Annotated in this window: 15 protein-coding genes and 1 pseudogene; 2 read left to right on the plus strand and 14 right to left on the minus strand. The window is 60.5% G+C overall.

What is annotated here, in order from left to right; translation table 11 throughout:
* Positions 1-43 precede the first annotated feature (43 nt).
* The 4 genes from AC1RL4_RS01385 to AC1RL4_RS01400 all read right to left on the minus strand — a co-directional run bounded on the left by AC1RL4_RS01385 (position 44) and on the right by AC1RL4_RS01400 (position 3977).
* Positions 44-1000: a 2-hydroxyacid dehydrogenase gene (locus tag AC1RL4_RS01385; protein WP_230172131.1), complete on the minus strand. Its 957-nt coding sequence runs from the start codon at positions 998-1000 to the stop codon at positions 44-46.
* 34 nt (positions 1001-1034) lie between these two features.
* Positions 1035-1793: an SDR family oxidoreductase gene (locus AC1RL4_RS01390; protein WP_230172133.1), complete on the minus strand. Its 759-nt coding sequence runs from the start codon at positions 1791-1793 to the stop codon at positions 1035-1037.
* 43 nt (positions 1794-1836) lie between these two features.
* Complete coding sequence (locus AC1RL4_RS01395) at positions 1837-2529, minus strand: fumarylacetoacetate hydrolase family protein (protein ID WP_230172134.1); 693 nt, start codon at positions 2527-2529, stop codon at positions 1837-1839.
* Between the two features lie 98 nt (positions 2530-2627).
* Complete coding sequence (locus AC1RL4_RS01400; protein ID WP_230172135.1) at positions 2628-3977, minus strand: MFS transporter; 1350 nt, start codon at positions 3975-3977, stop codon at positions 2628-2630.
* A gap of 584 nt (positions 3978-4561) precedes the next feature.
* Between AC1RL4_RS01400 and AC1RL4_RS01405 the strand changes: the two genes are divergently transcribed.
* On the plus strand, positions 4562-5494 hold the full coding sequence (locus AC1RL4_RS01405; protein ID WP_204125122.1) for a helix-turn-helix transcriptional regulator: 933 nt from the start codon (positions 4562-4564) through the stop codon (positions 5492-5494).
* Positions 5495-5498: 4 nt separating this feature from the next.
* Here the strand turns inward: AC1RL4_RS01405 and AC1RL4_RS01410 are convergent, their stop codons facing one another.
* Together AC1RL4_RS01410 and AC1RL4_RS01415 are read right to left on the minus strand one after the other, a co-directional pair.
* Positions 5499-5864: a response regulator transcription factor gene (locus AC1RL4_RS01410; protein ID WP_019578533.1), complete on the minus strand. Its 366-nt coding sequence runs from the start codon at positions 5862-5864 to the stop codon at positions 5499-5501.
* Positions 5865-5905: 41 nt separating this feature from the next.
* A complete protein-coding gene (locus tag AC1RL4_RS01415; protein ID WP_305409250.1) occupies positions 5906-6898 on the minus strand; it encodes a response regulator in 993 nt (330 codons plus the stop codon).
* 353 nt (positions 6899-7251) lie between these two features.
* Here AC1RL4_RS01415 and AC1RL4_RS01420 point away from each other — a divergent pair, with 353 nt between their 5' ends.
* Positions 7252-12306, plus strand: coding sequence for a trifunctional serine/threonine-protein kinase/ATP-binding protein/sensor histidine kinase (locus tag AC1RL4_RS01420; RefSeq protein WP_230172369.1), 5055 nt, complete (start codon positions 7252-7254; stop codon positions 12304-12306).
* Between the two features lie 57 nt (positions 12307-12363).
* On the opposite strand, the gene AC1RL4_RS01425 is transcribed toward AC1RL4_RS01420, so the two are convergent.
* The 8 genes and pseudogenes from AC1RL4_RS01425 to AC1RL4_RS01460 all read right to left on the minus strand — a co-directional run bounded on the left by AC1RL4_RS01425 (position 12364) and on the right by AC1RL4_RS01460 (position 19419).
* A complete protein-coding gene (locus tag AC1RL4_RS01425; RefSeq protein WP_018927751.1) occupies positions 12364-12864 on the minus strand; it encodes a helix-turn-helix transcriptional regulator in 501 nt (166 codons plus the stop codon).
* Positions 12865-13023: 159 nt separating this feature from the next.
* Positions 13024-13274: pseudogene (locus AC1RL4_RS01430) on the minus strand (LysE family translocator); the annotation flags it as partial.
* Positions 13275-13335: 61 nt separating this feature from the next.
* Complete coding sequence (locus AC1RL4_RS01435) at positions 13336-14601, minus strand: TIGR02270 family protein (RefSeq protein WP_230172143.1); 1266 nt, start codon at positions 14599-14601, stop codon at positions 13336-13338.
* A 42-nt stretch (positions 14602-14643) separates the two neighbouring features.
* Complete coding sequence (locus tag AC1RL4_RS01440) at positions 14644-15570, minus strand: hypothetical protein (RefSeq protein ID WP_230172145.1); 927 nt, start codon at positions 15568-15570, stop codon at positions 14644-14646.
* 23 nt (positions 15571-15593) lie between these two features.
* A complete protein-coding gene (locus AC1RL4_RS01445) occupies positions 15594-16808 on the minus strand; it encodes a PAAR-like domain-containing protein (protein ID WP_230172149.1) in 1215 nt (404 codons plus the stop codon).
* Positions 16808-17848 (minus strand): hypothetical protein, encoded by a 1041-nt coding sequence (locus tag AC1RL4_RS01450; protein ID WP_155954666.1) that lies wholly within the window; start codon positions 17846-17848, stop codon positions 16808-16810. The genes AC1RL4_RS01445 and AC1RL4_RS01450 overlap by 1 nt, the downstream gene beginning before the upstream one ends.
* Entirely contained in the window at positions 17845-18957 is a 1113-nt protein-coding gene (locus tag AC1RL4_RS01455; RefSeq protein ID WP_028940908.1) for a DUF2169 family type VI secretion system accessory protein, read from the minus strand. Before AC1RL4_RS01455 ends, AC1RL4_RS01450 begins: the two co-directional genes overlap by 4 nt.
* Positions 18958-18972: 15 nt before the next feature.
* Positions 18973-19419: a DUF6484 domain-containing protein gene (locus tag AC1RL4_RS01460; protein WP_019578540.1), complete on the minus strand. Its 447-nt coding sequence runs from the start codon at positions 19417-19419 to the stop codon at positions 18973-18975.
* Positions 19420-19423: the final 4 nt, after the last annotated feature.

Below are 19423 nucleotides of genomic sequence, written 5' to 3' on the forward strand. Positions count from 1 at the left end.
CCGAACCGCCGAGGGGACGCAACGTCTCCTCGGCGGCCAATGTTCAGTCAGTCACAGACCCCTGCGGTATTCTCCCGGCGAAACTGTCCACCAGGCTCGCCACCACCATCTCTCCCATTCGCGTGCGAGTCTGCAGCGTCGCACTCGCGCGATGGGGCTGCAGCACCACGTTCTCGTTACCAAACAGTGCTTCGGGTACGTTCGGTTCATCGACAAACACATCCAGTGCCGCACCCGCGATCTCTCCAGCGGCCAGTGCCGTCACCAGATCGACCTCGTTGACCAACTTGCCGCGCGCCACGTTGATCAGATACCCGTCCTTGCCCAGTGCCTGCAGCACCTCGGCATTGATGATGGCTTCAGCCTTGTCGGCAGCGGCCGCGAGAATCAGTGCATCACTGTTGCTGGCCAGCTGCTTCAGATCGGCGATGAACGTGTGGTTCACGTCGCTCATCGGCTGCAGATCGGTGTAACTGATCGGGCAGCCGAACGCCGCGGCCCGGGTCGCCACGGCACGGCCGACCCGGCCCATGCCGACGATCCCGATGCGCATGCCCGACACCTGACGTGCCAACGGCAACGGAGCCAACGGCGTCGGGCTATGGGGCCATTGGCCCGAACGCACATAACGATCACTGGTGCACAGACCCCGGCACACGGCAATCAACAAGCCGATGGCCAGGTCGGCGACGTCTTCGGTCAGCGCTCCGATGGTTGCCGTTACGCGGATTCCGCGATCCCGGGCGTAAGCCAGATCCACCGCATCGGTGCCGACGCCGTTGACCGCCACCACTTCCAGTTTCGGTAGTTGCGCCATCAGCGCCTGGCTGATTCCGGTATGCCCGCCGGTGATCACCCCGCGAATGTTCGCGCCGTGTTCCTGCAAATAAGCCTGCTTGTCGGCCTGCTGGAAGTAACGTCTGACGGTAAACAGCTCATCGAGCCGCGCGTTGATTTCAGGGATCAGGATCGGGCTGAGCTGCAAGACTTCTGGCTTCATGTAAACCTCGTGTAGCGGAATAAAAAAGGCCGGTTCAACCGCGACCGGCAAACGGCATGGCACTGGCCATGACGGTCATGTTCAGGACGTTCGCCTCCAGCGGCAGGCCGGCGATGTAGCGCACGGCATCGGCCACATGTTTGACGTCCACCATCGGCTCCACGGCGATGGTGCCGTTGGCCTGGCGCACGCCTTTGGTCATGCGCACCGACATTTCGGTCAGGGCGTTGCCAATGTCGATCTGGCTGCAGGCGATGTTGAATTCGCGCCCGTCCAGGGCCAGGGATTTGGTCAGCCCCAGCACCGCATGTTTGCTGGCGGTGTAGGCGCTGCTGAAGGGGCGTGGGGTATGCGCCGAGATCGAGCCGTTATTGATGATGCGTCCGCCCTGTGGCTGTTGCCGGCGCATCAGTGCGAAGGCACCACGGGCGCAGAGGAAAACGCCGTTGAGGTTGGTGTCGATCACGTTTCGCCACTGCTCGAACGTCAGCTCATCAAGCGGCACTGCAGGGGCGTTGACCCCGGCGTTGTTGAACACCACGTCGAGGCGTCCGTATACCTCGGTGATGGTGGCAAACAGCGCATCGACACTGGCCGGGTCGCGCACATCAGTGGGCACCGCCAACGCTTCGTGTCCTTCGCTGAGCGCCAATTCGACCAAGGCCTGCAAAGGCTCCGCTCGGCGACCGGCCAACACCAGGGTGAATCCGTCTGCCATCAGAGCCAGCGCCACGGCGCGGCCGATTCCGCTGCCGGCGCCGGTGACCAGGGCCACTTTCAAAGGACTGGACATATTGTTATCTCCTTTTTTCAATTCACGAGAGCGTACGTCGGGTTCAAGGTCGCTGACCGACGCGCATTTCCAGTTGGCCGGTGCCGTCGATCCCGGCATTGATGATGTCGCCCGGTTGCAGCACATCTACGCCCGCCGGGCTGCCGGTCATGATCAAGTCACCGGCCCGGAGCGCTACCGATTGCGAGATGCGGCTGATGACTTCACTGACCGACCAGATCTGGCTGTCGAGGCTGTCGCGTTGGCGCTCTTCGCCGTTGACGTTCAGCCACAAATCACCGTCCGGGTGTCCGGCGCGAGTCACCGGCACGATGGCGGTCATCGGCGCGGCGCCGTCAAACACCTTGGCACCTTCCCACGGCAAGCCATTGCTTTTGGCCGCACGCTGGACATCACGGCGGGTCAGGTCAAGACCGACGGCATAACCCCAGACATAGGCCAGCGCCTGACTCTCCGGAATATTGGCGCCGCCTTCACCGATGGCCACGACCAATTCGATTTCGTGGACAAATTCTTCGGTCAACGGTGGAAAAGTCACTTCACCCGCCGCATCCACCACGTTGCTCGCCGGTTTCATGAAGAACACCGGCGGCTGGCGGGACTGGCCTTGGGTGTCTGGCCAAGGGTAGTTGCGGCCGACGCAAAATACTCGGCCAACGGGAAAGCGTTGCTGGCTGGCGGCAACCGGCAAGGTCACGGGCAGGTCCGGGGTAAACACGTACTCGGTCATCGTCATTTTTGTTGTCGTCCTGTTTGAAGCGTCAGCGTACGGCGGCAATCTTTTGCAAAGTTGGACGAAAGCCGCCTCGTGTTGGAGAAAAACGGTTTCTTGGCTCAGCGCGCCTTGAGTTCGATGCGATACAAGCGACCGAGCAGCAACGAATAGGACAAGGTCCCCATCAGCGCCACGCCGCCAATGAACCAGAAGGCGTAGGCAAACGAGCCTGTCGCGTGGACGATGCCGCCAATCACGATCGGGGTGACGATCCCGCCGATGTTGGCGGCCAGGCTGGTGACCCCGCCGGTCAATCCGATCAACTCCTTCGGCGCGACTTCCGACACCGCCGCCCACGACGAGGAGGCGATTCCCTGGGCGAAGAAGGCAATGGTCAGAACGGCAATGCAGATCACGTTCGAGTCGGTGAAATTCACCAGCACAATCGACATCCCCAGCATCGAGCCGACCACCAATGGCATCTTGCGAGCGAAGGACATTGAGTAACCACGACGGATCAGCAAGTCGGAGACGATGCCGGCCAGCAGAATGCCGACCGTTGCACCTACGAACGGCAGCACGGCGAAGACCCCGGCCTTGATCATGGTCAGCTTGCGTTCTTCGATCAGGTACGTCGGGAACCAGGTCAGGAAGAAGTACAACGCGGAGGTGCTGGCGAACTTGCCGATGCAAATCGCCCAGATCTGCCGATAGCTGAACAGCTCGGCGATCTGCCGCCAGTTGAACCGGGTGCGCTCCTGACTGCTCTTGACCAGTCCACCGCCGGCTTCGATGTACTTCAGTTCTTCCTGGCTGACGTTCTTGCAGCTCAGCGGATCGCGGTACACGTAGAGCCAGATCACACCAAACACAATGCCGAGTATCCCGGTGCTGTAGAAAACATGGCGCCAGTCATAGGTCGTGGCCAGCCATAACAGCACGCCGGTAAACAGTGCCGTGCCCAGATACTGGCCGCACACGTAAATGCTGCTGGCCAGGCCCCGTTCGCGGGCTGGGAACCATACCGTCACCGCACGGCTGTTGGCCGGAAATGCTGGAGCCTCCATGGCACCGACAGCCAGTCGCAGCCCGAACAGCGAAGCGAATCCTGTGGCAAAGCCTTGGCACACGGTGACCGTCGACCAACTGATCAGCGACACCCCGTAGGTGAACCGGGAACCGAAGCGATCGGCGATGAACCCGGCGGGGACCAGGGCGAGTGCGTAGGTCCAGGCAAACGCGGAAAAAATCAGGCCCATTTCGATCTTGTCCAGGCCCAGATCCTTGGCCATGAACGGTGCGGCAATCGAGATATTTACGCGGTCGATGTAGTTGATGATGGTTGCAATCAGCAGCAACGACAGCATGAACCAGCGCCGACGCGTCGGTAGTCGCTGAGGCAACAGGGCGTCCCGGGCGCCGGCGCTCACCGACGGCGCGGTGGACGGGGAGGTTTGCGAATTCGACATGGGTAGACCTTCTTATTGTTAGGAGAATCGAGATGTTCGCGCGCAGCCGAAGCCGATGCCCCCAGTGCCGGGGCAGGGCAGTCGCTACTTGAATGAGGGCGCGGACAGCTACTGTCAGGCGCTCAGATACGCCTTCGGACTGGCTCGGTCGGGGGAGGGTTGGCGAGGGAAAAAAGCAGGTTCATCACGAGCGCACCTTTTGATTGTTATTGGAAGGGTCGGGCTGCATTGGTTGTTACAGTGGTCGTACAACCTCTCAAAATCAACGGAGCCGTTAGATCGTTTTTTCTCCTGTAAAAGGCGATCAATGCAGGTGTCCAAGAAAAATCAAATCAGCTCATTTCCTTCGTTATGCTTTATTCGATTCATAAGTTGATGTTTTTAAAAGATTAAATATTTTTGCGTGCTCGTGGTTTTTTGGACAGGCGACACATCACACATGGATACAATTAATTCTCTGTGTTTCGTTGTCATCCTATGACATGTTGAAGCCGGCGGTGTCTGCCTTCACAATCACTGCGGTCGCCGCCTGCGTCGCGGCGCGACGACAACCTGTCCATGTACCTGTCGAGGATCCTCAGGCGATGTCGTCACCGAGTCGAGTACCCACTTATGTCATGCAGCAACGCAGCGAATTGACGGACTTTTACATCCGCGACAAAAAGGGCCGGCGCGCCGAAACCAGCCCGCATCGCCATGAGTATTTCCAGATCCAGGTCAACCTCGGTGGCGATACCGTGCAGCACATCGGCAACGTCGAGCGGCCGTTTCCGCGCAACACGCTGGCCTTCATCCTGCCGCATCGCGTGCACGTGATTCCGCATCCGGCCGACAGCAATTTCATGGTGATCAACTTTTCCCAGACCTTCCTGTTGCCGCATTTGCAGTGCGACCCGATGGACCTGGAGGAGGTCTCGATTCTGCTGGCACCCGAGTTGTCGCCGTTCCGCTTTCAGGAGCATCTGGATTTCATTCTGGCCGATGAAGATTTCAGCAAAGTCTGTGCCCTGATCGAACAGATGCGCGTGCTCGATGAAAACCGTCAGTTCGGCACTCGCGAGATGCTCAAGGGATTGTTGCTGCAACTGGTGGGGAGCGTTTGTGCCTTGTATGCCGAGCCGCTCAAGCGGTTGGCCGAAGAGAATGCCGCCGAAGTCAGCCGACGCGATGCGCTGAGCAGGATGTCCGAATACTTGCGCAAGAACATTGCCGATCCCGACCTCAACCTGATCAAGGTGGCTGCTGCGACTTACCTGTCACCGACGTACCTGACGCACTGGTTGCGCAAGGAAATCGGCAAGACCTTCACTGAGCTGGTGCTCGAGCGCAGGATGCACGCGGCACGCAATTATTTGCTCAATGGGACACGACCAGTGGGGGAGGTGGCGAGGTTGTGCGGTTTCGCTGACGAGGCCTATTTTTCGCGACGCTTCCGCCAGATCCACGGCCAGCCTCCAGGGCAATTCAGGCGTCAGCAACTCAATCCTGATACGCCGCAATCACCGTCCAACACGTGATTGTTCATCGCTCACGTTGCAGCGCAAACTCGACGGCGCTTAGCAAGGCATCGCCGTTGAAGGGTTTACGCAAGCATTCGATGGGCTCATAGCGGCTGGATTCGGCCAGTGTGGCTTCATCCCAGTGTGCCGACATGCAAATCACTGGAAACTTTCTGCCCTTGAGCGTCAGCGCACGCATGACGTCCAGCCCTGACAGGCCGTTCATTTTCAGATCCAACAGCAGGCAGGCAACGTCATCGAAGTTTTCGAGGGCCAGGAATTCCTCGCCCGAGGCGAACACCCGAGAACGGTATCCGGCCGACCGGAGCAGATTGGCCAGGCTTTTGCGTACGGACGCATCGTCGTCCACGATGCAGACGATGATCATGGCGCTACGGGATGATTCGGGGGCGCAGCCAGTCTCCGTAGTCATGAAGAACCCTGCATGCCAAACGCTGGCTCCGTGCTGATCAAGCCATACAGCTTGACCAGATTGACCAGCGAGCGTGTCTGCATTTTCTCCATGATGTGTTTGCGATGGACCTTGGCGGTGACTTCACTGGTGCCCAGCTGGTTGGCGATGTGCTTATTGGACAGACCCGCGACGATCAGCGGCAGCACTTCGCGCTCACGGGGGGTCAACAGGGCAGCCCTTTGACGGGCGCTTTGTATGCGTTGCCATTGCTCGAACGCCGTCGCTGCACGCTGACGGGTGGCGCGCAGGGTGTCCAACAACTGGTCGTCGTTGAATGGTTTGGTCAGGAATTCGACCGCACCTGCTTTCATGGCCTGCACCGACATCGAGATGGTGCCGAAACCGGTCATGAAAATGACCGGCCACGGATGCCCGCGCTGTCCGAGCGCCGATTGAAGTTCCAGGCCTGTCGTTTCGGGCAGACTGACGTCAAGCAACAGGCAAGCGGGGCCGGTGTCGAGGTCAGCGTTGAGCAATTCTTCGGCCGAGGCGAATATCCGGTGCGCGATGCCTTCAGCCCGCAGCAGTCGGCTGAGAGCTGTACGCACGCTCGCTTCATCGTCGACGATGAACACCGGCACGCTATCAGGATCGATCGTCTCCTGATCCTCGGTCGCCAAAGGGCCCGGTGCCACCGGATGGAACAGGGGCAGGGGCGGTTCACGTTTTTTCAATAATCGGTAACCTCGGCGCGGGACCGTCTGGATGAGTTCTTTTTCACCGAGCAACTTGCGCAGTGAGGAAATCTGCACCTGCAGATTATTTTCCTCGACGACAGTGTCGGGCCAGACCTGTGTGATCAATTCATCTTTGCTGACAATCCGGCCATCGGCGTGCATCAGCACCGAGAGGATTTCGAACGCCCGGCCCCCGACACGCAGCGGCCGTCCATCAAGAAAGGCTTCGCGCCGCTCCAGGGAAATAGTGGCTTGGCCGAGTCGGATCATGCGTTCCTCTGCACTGCGTGGATGGAGAGTGACGCCGGAGCATCGATTCATCAGAGGTACACGCTAGGGGACGGCCCCGCATAATGCAATTATCCCGAGGGATAACACACCGTGATTTCAGTGCGCAAAAACCATCGGCAACGGGGTAGCACGACAGCCATCATGGTGCCGATTACGGACAGGATTACCGGCATGCAGCCGTTGGGCCAGAGCCTTGCGTATACTCCAGGGCTCAGCCCGAAACGAATCTTCAGCGGTGATTGTTCATGTCCAGCCGTCCTCTCTCATCATCCGGTTCCCGCAGTCTTGAGGTCGTCCACGATGAAGCCTGGCTGGAACTCTGCACCTTCTCCATGCTGCGCCGGGAAAATGACCTGACCTGGTTCACGCTTCAGGACCGGCCGTCGGGCACACACTGGCTTGCCGCCCGGGCACCGATTCAGCTGCCCGGCACGTGCCAGCGGCTTGAGCGCGATTTTCATCTGCGCCTGGATCCGGCATGGGCGATTGCACCTGTCGCGTTTATCCGCTCGGCCGAGGGGCCCTTGTTGATCTATCCCGCATCGGGGACGCCGCTGATGGATCTGATCGGTGACGCCGGGCTGCCGCTGGGGCGCTTGTTGGCCATCGCCGTGGCGGCGGCCAACGCGCTGGCCAGCGCGCAGAACGCGGGTGTGCGCCATGCCAGCCTGCTGCCCCACCATTTGATGGTGGAAACCGCCGATTCGGTCAGACTCCTGGGTTTTCACAGTCATGCCGCAGAGGTGCCCACCGCTGAATTGCCCGGTCTGGAACAATGGCCGTACCTGGCGCCCGAACAGGTACGGCGCGATGCCGCCAGTTTTGACGCGCGCAGCGATATCTACGCCCTGACCGTAATCCTCTATCAAGCGCTGACCGGCCGACTGCCGCTCACCGCCCGCGACCCCTCGCAATGGCTGCACGTGCACGCCGCCGTGCAACCGCAATCACCGGCAATCCATGTTGCCGATCTGCCGGAAGGCATCTGCCAAGTGCTGCTCAAAGGCTTGGCGAAGGAACCGGGTGCCCGCTATCAGCGCGCAGAGTCGATGGCCGCGGATCTGGCCTGGTGCCAACAGCAGTGGCTGGAACACGAGCGCATTGATGGGTTTCGGCTGGGCGCCTTCGATGCGTTGCCTTCTGCGGCCCGCGGTGATGTTCTGTTCGGCCGCGAGGCTGAACGCATGCAGTTGATCGAGCAGATAAGTCAGGTGCGCAGCGATGGCATCGCCCGGGTCCTGCTGGTAGGTGGCGCGCCGGGTGCCGGCAAGTCGACGCTGATCCACCAGGGTGTCCGGCCCTTGGCGCCCGGCTACTGGGCCAGCGGCAAGAGCAATCTGCTGCAGCAGGAAATTCCCTACGCGCCATTGGCAGAGATCCTCAAGTCGCTGATGACCCAACTGCTGGGCAAGCCGGCTCTGGAACTGGAGACGCTGGGCGAGCAACTGATCGAACGCCTCAAGGGACGGGGTAAACTCCTGGCGGATCTGGCGCCCGAGGCCGAGCTGGTCATCGGTGTCGCGCCTGAACTGCCGAACATGCCGGCCCGGCATGCGCTTGATCGCGCCAATCAAACGCTACTCGATGTTTTGGAAGTCTTCGCTCAGCCGGGACGACCCCTGGTGCTATTCGTAGATGACGTGCAGTGGGCCGACGATTCGACGCTGTCGTTCTTGCAAGCCTTCATCGCCCGGCCGCCCCGGCATCTGGCGCTCATTCTGGCCTACCGTGAGGCCGAATCGCAGTCCCTCCAGCGTGAGGGTGGATTGCTGCAGGTGTTGGAGCATGGGCAATCGTTACCCTGTACAAGCGTCATGCTGGGTCCACTATCGGTGCCAGCAGTCGCGGAACTGATCGCCGCTGAACTGGACACCGACCCCGAGGCTATCGAGTCGCTCGCGCCAGTCGTGCACTACAAGACGGCCGGCAACCCTCTTTTCATCAGCCAGGTGTTGCGCGCGTTGATCGATGAACGTTTGGTGTGCTTCGACGTGCACGGTCGCCGCTGGGTCTGGAACCAGGAGGAGGTGGATGGTTACCGTTACGCCGATAACGTCGCGGACTTGATGGTGCAGCGATTCGAACGGCTGGCACCGATGGAACGCGAAGTGTTGCGCACGGCCGGGTATGTCGGCGGGCGCTGTGATGAATCGCTGCTGCACCGGTTGTTACCGTGTGATCAGCAACAGATCAACCGTGAAGTGCAAAGTCTGGTCGATGCCGGTTTTCTGTTGCGTGAGCGTGAGCAACTGGTGTTTCCCCACGACCGTGTACTTGAGGCAGCCTGTCAGCTTGCTGCGCCAGCGGGACGCGCCGCCGAGCATGCCCGTATCGCCGTCGCCATGCTTGATCAGTGGGGTGAGCAGATCCATGAGCGTGTATTTGAAGTCGCCAGCCAGGTTCAGCGTATTGACGTGGATAAACTGGAGGCGCATCGCCGTGCCGCGTTCGTCGAGCTGTTGGTCGAAGCTGCCGAACGTGCCAGGGACACCGCGGCTGTCGAGCAGGCCGTGGGCTATCTGCGCACGGCCGAGCGTCTGCTCGGGCAGACCGGTTGGTCGAGCCTTTACACTCAGGCGTTCGCCACCCAATGGCTGGCTGCCGAATGTGACATGCTGCTGGCCGATCTGGCCAGCGCCCAACACCGCCTCGACGACTGCCTGAATCACGCCACCACAGCGCTCGACCGCGCGAAAACCTATCGGTTACGGGCCACCTTGCGCACGTTGCACTCCGATTACGAGGGTGCGATAACCGAGGCGTTGACCGGGTTGGCCCTGCTGGATATTCCCCTGCAGCGCAAGCCCTCGCACGATCAGCTGAGCCTCGTGTTTGCCCAGGTACGCGCACTCGTGGGCGCGCGCCGCATCGCCGATCTGGTGCATTTGCCCAAGGCCGATGACCCGCTTGTCGAAGTGGCCATGGAGTTGCTCAGCACGTTGATTTCCTCGTTCTTCGTCAACGACGACATTCGTTTTCTGCATTTGGCGAAAATGGTCGAACTTACGTTGATGCATGGCACCACGCCGAGCAGCGGTTATGGGTTTGCCTGGTTTGGCGTGATGATTGCCGAGCGCTATGGCGAGTATGTGGACGGGCAGTCCTTCGCCGAAGTGGCCCTTGAACTCACTGACAAACACGGCTACGAAGCCGGACGCACAGGTACGCTGGTGGCGCTTGATCAAGTCAGCCCGTGGACCCGACCGATGGCGTACGCCCGACAGAAGGCGTTCGCAGCATTCGAGTGCGGTCAGGCCGGCGGTGATCTGGGTATGTCCTGTTATGCCTGCAACCACATCGGCTCCGATCTGTTGTTCATGGGCGAACCCTTACAACGAGTGTTGAGCGAACTGGAGCATGGCCTGGCCTGGGTGCGTCAGTTTCACTATATCGACATCGAACGCATCCTGCTGGCGCAACAGGCGTACGCCAGCGATCTGCGCGATGGGCGTCAGCACCGGCCGCTGACCGAACTGGACGGCACTGAACATGACCGTTTCGGCCCCATCGACCGCACCAGCGTGTCACAGCCGACTCTGTTCTGGACGTGGCTGTATTCAGGCATGTCCGCGTTTTACTACGGCGATATCCCTTACGCATTGCGGCGTTTCGAAGAGGCGGCCGCGCTGACCTGGTCCATTCCGGCACACATCAATCTCGCCGATTACTACCTGTTCTACAGCCTGGCTCTGGGCAGTGCGCAGGCACCGGGGGAGGTGGCCGAAAAACTGGAACAACTCGAACGGCAACGTCTGCGGTTTCTGTCATGGGTCGAGCTCAACCCGGCAACCTTTCGCAGTAAATTGCTGCTGATCGAAGGGGTCATCGCCCGTTTACGCGGTCAGGAGCTGGTTGCCATCCGCTGTTTTGATCAGTCCCAGATCGCTGCTGCAGCGGCCGGTTTCATCCACGAGCAGGCGCTGGCGCATGAACAGCTAGCCGATATCTGCTTACCTAACGGGCTGGTGTCGGGTGCCAATCACCACCTGCGCGTCGCGCGCGACTGTTACAACCTCTGGGGGGCCAACAGCAAGGCCCGCCAGCTGGAAGCCTTGCACCCGTTTCTGAACACAGAGTCGTCGTTCGAACCTGTCCGGCCTGTGACCCAGGTCCGCCTTGATCTTGAAGTGGGAATCGAGGCGGCGCGCGCACTTTCGCAAGAGGTATTGCTGGAACGACTGGTCGAAACCCTGATGAACCACCTGATGATTCAGGCGGGTGCCGATCATGGCGTTCTGATGATTGTCAGCGGCGCCGAGCTGCAACTCGCGGCAACCGCTTCTGTCGAGGCCGGCAACGTGCGGGTCGCGCTGGACACCGGGCAGCCGCTCGAACAGATGGCGCCTGCCTCGGTGCTCAACGCCAGCAAGCGCACCCGCAACACTCTGGTGCTCGACGATGCCCGGGCAGATTGTCCCGAGGCCTACAGCGCCGACCTCCTACAGCGCCAGACGCGTTCCATGTTGTGCCTGCCGTTGCTCAGACAAGGCACATTGATCGGTCTGGTCTATCTCGAAAACAGCCTGGTCCCCAAGCTGTTCAGCGCCGAGCGCCTGACCATGCTGGAAATACTCGCCTCTCAGGCCGCTGTGTCACTGCATACCGCCAGGCTGTATGCACAGCTGGTCGAAGACACCCGACTGCGTGCGCAAATGGAAGCGGACTTGCGCAGTTCCCGGGCAGAACTGGCGCGTAGCTCGCACCTTAAAGTCATGGGCGAGCTGTCTGCTTCGATTGCCCATGAAATTAGCCAGCCGCTGCTGGGCATCTTGTCTAACGCCTCGGCGAGCCTGCGCTGGCTTAAGCGCGATCAGCCCGATCTGGAAGAGGCGATTCAGGGGCTGGAAGACATTCGCTCAGACAGCGCCCGCGCCGCCGATATTATCCAGGCACTTCGCGCGCTCGCCAAACAGGCGCCGTTGCAACGGCTACCGGTGCAGATCGACGAGTTGATTGGTGAGGTCGTGCGCCTGACCGCCACCGATCTGGCGAACCGCAACGTGCAACTGCAAACCCGGCTTGATGCGCAATGCCCGGTTTGGGTCGATGCGGTGCAGATCCAGCAAGTGGTGTTCAACCTGATCACCAATGCGCAGGAAGCCATCGTCGGAGCCGGGTTGCCAGATGGACGCATCATCATCGGCTCAGCGGTCAAGGATGATCATGTTCAAGTCTGCTTCCAGGACAATGGGCCGGGAATTGACGCACCGCAGCGCGAGCAAATCTTCGATGCGTTCTACACCACCAAAGGCAGCGGCATGGGGATGGGGCTGGCCATCTGCAGGTCAGTGATCGGTGCGCACGGCGGGACGCTGGTGGTCCAGGACAGCGAGCAGGGCGCCAGGATCTGTTTCAATCTGCCGATCGCGGCGGCCAGCGTCGGATAAAAAAAGGCCGCATGAGCGGCCAAAGGGGAGGAGTTCGTTCTGTTGGCCTCGATCAGTTCACGCGTGCAGCGCCTGCGCGCGAAGTTGTCGCAAGCCGTCGACCACGCTATCGGGGATTCTCCTGTCGGATATGTCTCGATCAATCATTGGTGTGTTGGGACGTCGGTTTGTGATCACGTGATCAACGGCCCGCCGCCAAGCCTTGGGTGTCATCCCTTCCAGCCGGCTAAAGGTGTGGGTGAAATGCGAGTGGTCCGCGAAACCGCATTCATAGACGACGTCGGTGATTGGCATCGAGGTGATCAGCAGGCTTTTGGCTTTTTCGATTTTCATCCTCACCAGCCAACCTTGGGGTGAGTGGCCGGTACTTTTTTTGAACGCCCGGGAAAAATGGCTGCGCGAAAGGTTGCAGTGTTCGGCAATCTCGCTGATGCGAACGCAACTGCCCATATCACGCAGCATCAGTTCCTTGGCGCGGCGCTCTTGCCAGCTGGACAGGGCGCCCAGCGGTCTCGCAAGTTCACATGGATGGTCTGAATTCACCGATTGCGGGTTCATGGCGGCTCTCCTGATCGTTAGGGAAAGTCTGTCCGCCGGCGACCTTTAAAGTCCTTAATCAAACCTTAAGAATTATGAAACGCCGCGACCGATCGGCGTGGGTGATTAAAGCCATACGAGGCGCGCGCGTAGGGTGCTCAGCGGGGCGAGTCCCTTGCTCTATTTTTGGCTGAGCGCCGCGATCGATACCCCCGATGCCACAAACGTCATTCCTGCCCCCACGTCAGACCATTCACAAGTCGTGGCCGCTGGCGTAGAAAACCGGAAAGTGTAGTGGCGAAAGCGCCCATGAGCGCGAATCCAGCTGCCGTAAGTACAGCAAATCACACGCCGTACACCTGCATCTGGATACTCACTGAGCCGCGGTGCGGGTCGACAAACTGCGGAATGAATGCCAGCACGAAAAGGCCCAACCATTTAAGTATTTCCAAGCTGTCTGGCTTAGGGGCTGCATTCTATTTTGGCAAAACCTCAGAGGGGCCGAACGGGCGACGCTGGCTCCCCCAACAACATCTTTTGCCGCCAGGCGGGTGCGCTGGTGGGGAACAGCACTTCGCTCGGCCGCCAGCGAGCAACGCCGAAGGCGGCCGCAATACGCTGGCGTTGCTGGCCCTGGACAAGGACGCGCCGGTAACTGCTCTCGCTCTGCTGTAGCCCCAGCACATAGCCCACGCCCGCCTGGAAATCGCCTCCATGGGCCTGCCACCAGGCTGCAATCAATTGCGGATCGGGCCAGGGCAGGTTTTCATCGGGGTCCATGGCGACATTAGCGTCCTCAGGATCGTCGTTCGGGCCGGCATCGAAATCCGGCAGGTCCTGCAATTCCAGGTCGAGCAGCGGCAGGTCAGCGCCAGTGATCAGACTGAAGGCTTCGCCGGCGACGCGGGCATGAGGCAGGTCGCTCATCTGCTGGATCAACCAGGGCACGCTGAACGGGTCGCCCAGCAGCCCGATGGCCTGGATGCCGATGCGCTGTTGCCCAGGGTTCTCTATCAATTGGCGTATCCAGGCGATGCTGTGTTCACGCTTTTGCCAGGCCAGCAATACGCAGAGCGCGCGGTACTGGAACTCGCCCGGTTGCTCGGCGAACTGGCGCAGCGGTTCCAGAGCGTGCTCATCGCCCATCTGTGCGGTGGCCCAGTTGGCCCAGAAGCGCGTGGCTGGATCCGGGTGTAGACGGTGGGCACGAATTGTCGGCATCAGGTCACGACGACGCAGCTCGCCGGCAGTGCGGGCGGCACGTGCCAGCACGCTTGGGTCGGCGTGGGAAAGTCCGGTAAGCAGGGCAGGGCCAGGGTCGTGGCGGTGCATGCCGCAGGCGGCCAGGCCGAGGCGGTGGAACAGGGGTTCAGGGGAGGCGAGCATGCGGTCGATCCAGGGCGATATCCACTCCCAGTCGAGCCAACCCAAGGCCATCAGATAACCGCGCTCCGTTTCCACGGCACTGCGCAAGTGCTCGCTGAGCCGCGACAACACCTGCGCGTTACCCGCCTCGAAGGCCAGTACCCCACTGGCGAACATCTCGCCGATGGCGTGCGGGCCGAGTTGGGTCAGGAGGGTTTCCAGGCCGTTGGGGCCGGCAATACGTAGGCCGTCGAGGTGGGCTTCGAGGCGGTTGTCGAGGTTGCTGAGGTCATCCAGATCGTAATGCGGCGCGCGCTTGGCATAGTCGCGCAGGACGGCGAGGAAGCTGGCTTCTTCGGTGTAGAGGTCAAGGATGATGGGTAGTGTGCTCATCAGTTGCCGATCCTGATGCATGGGCAGGCCGGGATAGCCGGGTCAGTCAATTCGCAGAATCCGCTTCCAGTTCGAACCATCGAACGCCATTACATCCTTGGGTCCGATGGACCACATGATCCCGTCGGCCGCGCTCAGGTGATAACAGGTCTGCGGGATCTCGTCCCCGAAATCGACGAGCTTGAGCTTGCCGTCCTCGAGTCGATAGACGAAATGGGTGGAAGACAGGTACAGCTGTCCGTCGAAAACCTCCATGCCCCAGAGGTCTTCTTTGGTGCTTTCATGCTCGATCACTTCCCATTGATCATCGCGTCCCCGAAGCAAGGTGCCGAGCTGGCCGCAGGCATAGGTAAAACCGTCCGACGCGCAGCGGACTTTGTAGAGCGCCAGGTTGGTCGGACTATTCTGCTGGGTGAAGAAGGAACCGTCGTACTTCCAGATTTCGCCTTCCCAACCGACCGTATAAATTTCCTGTTCGCTGAACCCATCGATGGACTCGAAGCTCGTGTCGGTGATCAGGGTGTCACCGACTTGGGCGCTCTGGTCAATGCATTTCCACTGATCTTCTCCATCGCGAACATAGGCCTGCCGGCAAGTTCCTACGGCATAGGCTCTACCTTTTGCGATACCACGTATTTCACGAAGAGGGCCGCGCTTCCGCGGGTCTACTCCGCAGCTTGCAATGGGTGCCTCTTCCTTTACAGCGCCGCCACCACTAGCTCGTACCGATCCATCGGTGCCCAGCACCAGGTAACGCTCGGCCGGCACATGGCAGACCGTTCCGGAACAGGCAAGCCATTCCACTGTGCCGGCGCCCCAAGTTCCACGATCCAGAGTGAACAGTAGCGAACCTGTGTAACCTTCGTTGATAACGGCATCGATCGTGGCAATCAAATAGCAGAGGTCTGAATAGCGAACGACTCCAGTACCAATGCTGAGTCCGCTGAACCGTGGATCTCGAGTGTCCATGTTGGTCTCCTGATGTGAGTAAATTAGTGGCCAGACTCGCTAGCGAACATCTCGGCCACAGCCTTGCCGCGCTGCTGTGGATCGCTGGTCATGGACGCGTTGGCTCTGATCGGTTGTTCCTTGCCAGGGTCCTTTGCTGTGTCGTGATACAAGTTCAACTGGGCTTCCAGGCACTTCTGAGTACAGTGGGAGTCCGGGAAAGTTTTCCTGGCCGCTTTGGCCCCTGTCTCCGTTGCCTTGGATCTTGGCCATTCACCTTTTGCATCGGCCTCGAACAAGGCCACCACCCCACGCCGGGTATGCATCTGGCCGTGGGTTGCGGTGGTATGATTGGTGCCCTCTGCGCACATGACCGGGGCATCGTTGAGGTTGTAATTTTTTTTCCAGCCGGGTTTCTTCGGGTGCTGGCTTCTGGGTTGCTTGGGATACTGCGGCCCTTCGGTGAAGGAGGCCGCATCGATGAGGTGGTCTCCGGTTTGTCCCGGGCAGCAATAGCCTTTGCTTGCCTTGAATGGGGTGAGAAAGCATCGTAGTGCTCTATGGCAATTGTCTTCATTGATGGCTTTTGCAAAGGCTCTGTATTCTGATATCACGTTGGTGTGTCTCCGCTTATATTCGGAGTCATTTTTAAAATTTCTGCCAGCCTTCTTAGCCTTGCGTTTTGCTTTACGTCTTGCAGATTCTTCGTTCTTTATTTTTGAGTTGTCCGGGCACGGAGGTTTTTTCTTTAAGTCCTCTCCGCATGCATCATTCGCAGTGGCTCTAACTCTCTCGCCATCACAGCCGCTCAATCCTTCAGCGAAGGACATCCGATCTGCATAAGTCCAAGGTGCAGTGTTGCTATTTGAGCCGTGATTGTGGGTGGTCAAATCCATATGCCGCACCACATTCTTCCCCTCGTACTTCACATCCATCGACCAAGAGGTGAAATACACCTTTCCCTTTATCTTGCTGCTGATGACCCCCTTCTTGGGCGCATTCCCAGCCTCATCCCCATAGCTGGTCTTGAAGTAACTCTTGTCCTTGAGCATTACTTCCTTGCCGCTGATCTTCACCGTCCTACTACCCTTGGTCGTGTCCTTGGCCATGCCTGTGTTGGGGTAGGGAATGGGCACTCCGGTGGGAGTCGGCGGTGCTTGGGGAGGGGTGAAGCAGACGTCGGGAAAACAGGCAATCGCCTTTCCGTCCGCCGCCTTGCAGGAGATCTCCATATTGTTGGCAAAGACCTGGTTGGCCATCACGCAGCCCTCACAGTCTGGTAACTGAGCATCGCGGCGGCGCGTTCGCCGGCGTCGTTGCCCAAGTGGCAGAAGATATTCGGGCCTTCGCCATAGCCCTTGCGGCTGGCGGCCAGGGCCACGGCGAGCATCGCCGGGCCGATGGCGGCGCCGACTTCGCCGATGCAGTCGGCGGGGTGCCAGAGGTGGAAGAACTCCTTGCGCACGCGCAGGGTGCGGCTCAGGGCCAGGGACGCTTCCTTGAAGTAGTACTGCTCGCCGGAGATGTCGGTGAGCCGATAATCCATTTGCTCCAACCCACAGCCGACTTCGCTCAGGGCGGCGCGTACGGCTTGAGTCAGGCCGTCGGCGCGAAGGGGAATGTCTTCGGCCTCCACCGTGGCCTTCTCCATACCGAACCCCAGGCCGATGCAGGCCAATTGCGGCTCTTTGCTGGCAACGGGGGCGGCCAGCACCACGGCGGCGGCACCTTCGCCGGGGATAAATCCGTTGGAGTTCTGGCTGGTGAGCAGGCGTTCGCGTGCTTCGAAAGCGGCCAGGGTCGGTCCGCTGAGGAAGGAGTCGACGCCGGCAATCAGCACGTGGCGATGGCCGCCCTGGTAGATCAGCGTGCGCGCATTCAGCAGGGCCACGGCAGCGCTGACCCGACCACGGGCAATGACGTTGGAACCGGGATGAAAGCGCAGGCCCAGTTCGGCTTCAATGGCGTGCAGCAGCCCCTTATCGAGACCATCGAGGCGGCCGGGGCGCTCGATTTCCGCCACCCCCAGCAGCAGCGGGGTTTTCTCCGGGTCGACGTTGGGGGTGCTTTGCAGTGCCTCGGCGATGGCGCGGGCGGCCATCTTGATCAGTTTGGTGCGGCCGCGCCAGGGCTGTTCCAAAGGCACGCTGGCGGCAATCAGCCATTCGCCGCCTTGGTCGATAAAGCGGGTTTCCTGGAAATTGTCGATGGCGCAGCGGATCGCCGCGCAGCTCGCGGGTGCGCTGAGGCCGACAGCACTGACCATGCCGGAGCCGATGATGCAAAGCGCGGTCATCAGTCCGTCTCCTCGGGTGCGTGCTTGTCTTTTACCAGGGAGGAGAGCGACGGGTAGTAATCCTTGCCCAGTTCGCGGGCGCGCCACCAGCCCGTGGACATCGTGCCGACCAGCACCTGAGCGATCTCGAACATGTTGCGCCGTAGCGGACGGGCGACACGCCAGGTCAGCTGCACCTGGAGCGCATCGGTGTCGATCAGCAGGGTATCGATTACCGCCTGCACAGTCTCATGACCGCCTTTTTTCAGGAAGAAGGTCACCGGCACGTCGATTTCGGGGATGCGAAAGCCCGCGCGCTCCTGGGGTGTGAGGTTGAGCAGCAGCACGTCCTCGCCGCCTCGCAGATAGTGGATCTGCTGATCGTCAGGGGCCGCCTGAAAGTAGCGGCGGTCGAAATCACCCGGCAGAAACGGAAAGCAGTCGGCCAACCAGGTCTCGTCATAAGTACCGGCGAAGCGGGCGCGTTGCGGCCAGCTACGGCCGATGGGGCCGAGGGCCATCGGGCGGTAGTCGCCAGAGGGACTGTCGATCGCCTTGCCCAATTCCTCGGTGTTCGGCATCGGCATGCCAACGATGTCAGCACTACCCATATGGCGTGGGAACCAGCCACAACCGGTCGGATTGTCCAGGTAGCAGTGACGCATTTCGGAGTCTTTGGCCATCGGATGACTGCCGCCAAAGGCCTGGGCATAAGAGATGTGCTGCTCGGTGAAGGGCTGCGGCAAGCCGGGAGAAACGCCCAATAGCCCCGGTTGCCACTGCCGGGGGCCGAGGACGGAAAAGGCTTTGCTCATCTGACCGACGCGAATGCCCGCAGCCAGTTGCCTCACGGGCCGCCCGCCTGGGGCATAGGCCTTGCCGCGCACCAGCACATCGCAGAATGGCTTGATCGGGGCGAAGTCCATTTCCTGCAGCGGGGCGCTGAGACCAGGCTCGCCGAGGAAGGTATCGGCCATCAGCAGCGGTTGCTGGCTGTCGGCGAGGGTCGCCGCGTGGCCGTCAAGCGGTAAATTGAAAGTGCCTTTGGCCACCACCACCAGGGATTCGCGGCCATCGGGCTCCATGCCCTGGGTATAGGCAGCAAGCAGTTTGCTGGCGTTGAGCAGTTCCATGGGCCGAATACCTGTCTAGTTGATCTGCACCGAACCACCCTTGATGCGGTTGACCCCGCTGGAGCGGCTGGACAGGTAGGCGCCCTGGATAATCACTTTGCCCGCGCGGGTCAGGGTGATACTGGCCTTGCCGCAACGCAGCACGATCTCGCGTTCGGCACTCAATTCCAGGCGCTGGTCGTCCAGTTGCACGCAGGCAACCGGTGCGGGTGCCGCGGCCTGGCCAAGCAGGCGGCCGATCACTAGCGGGCGGAAAGGGTCGCCATCTTCGAACATCAGCGCCACCTGAATGCCGATGTCCTCAGGGGCGAGCAGGGTGGTGCTGCGGGCGGCGATGCTCTGTTCCTCGGGGCAACCGGGGTAGGTCACCAGGGGCGCACTGGCCTGCGGCAGGTCGAGCAGGACGCCGATGACCACGCCATCGATGCGGGCCTGGGTGGGTAGTGGGTATTGAACCGTCATACGC

It is taken from the genome of Pseudomonas sp. GW822-FHT07A10, assembly GCF_058798795.1.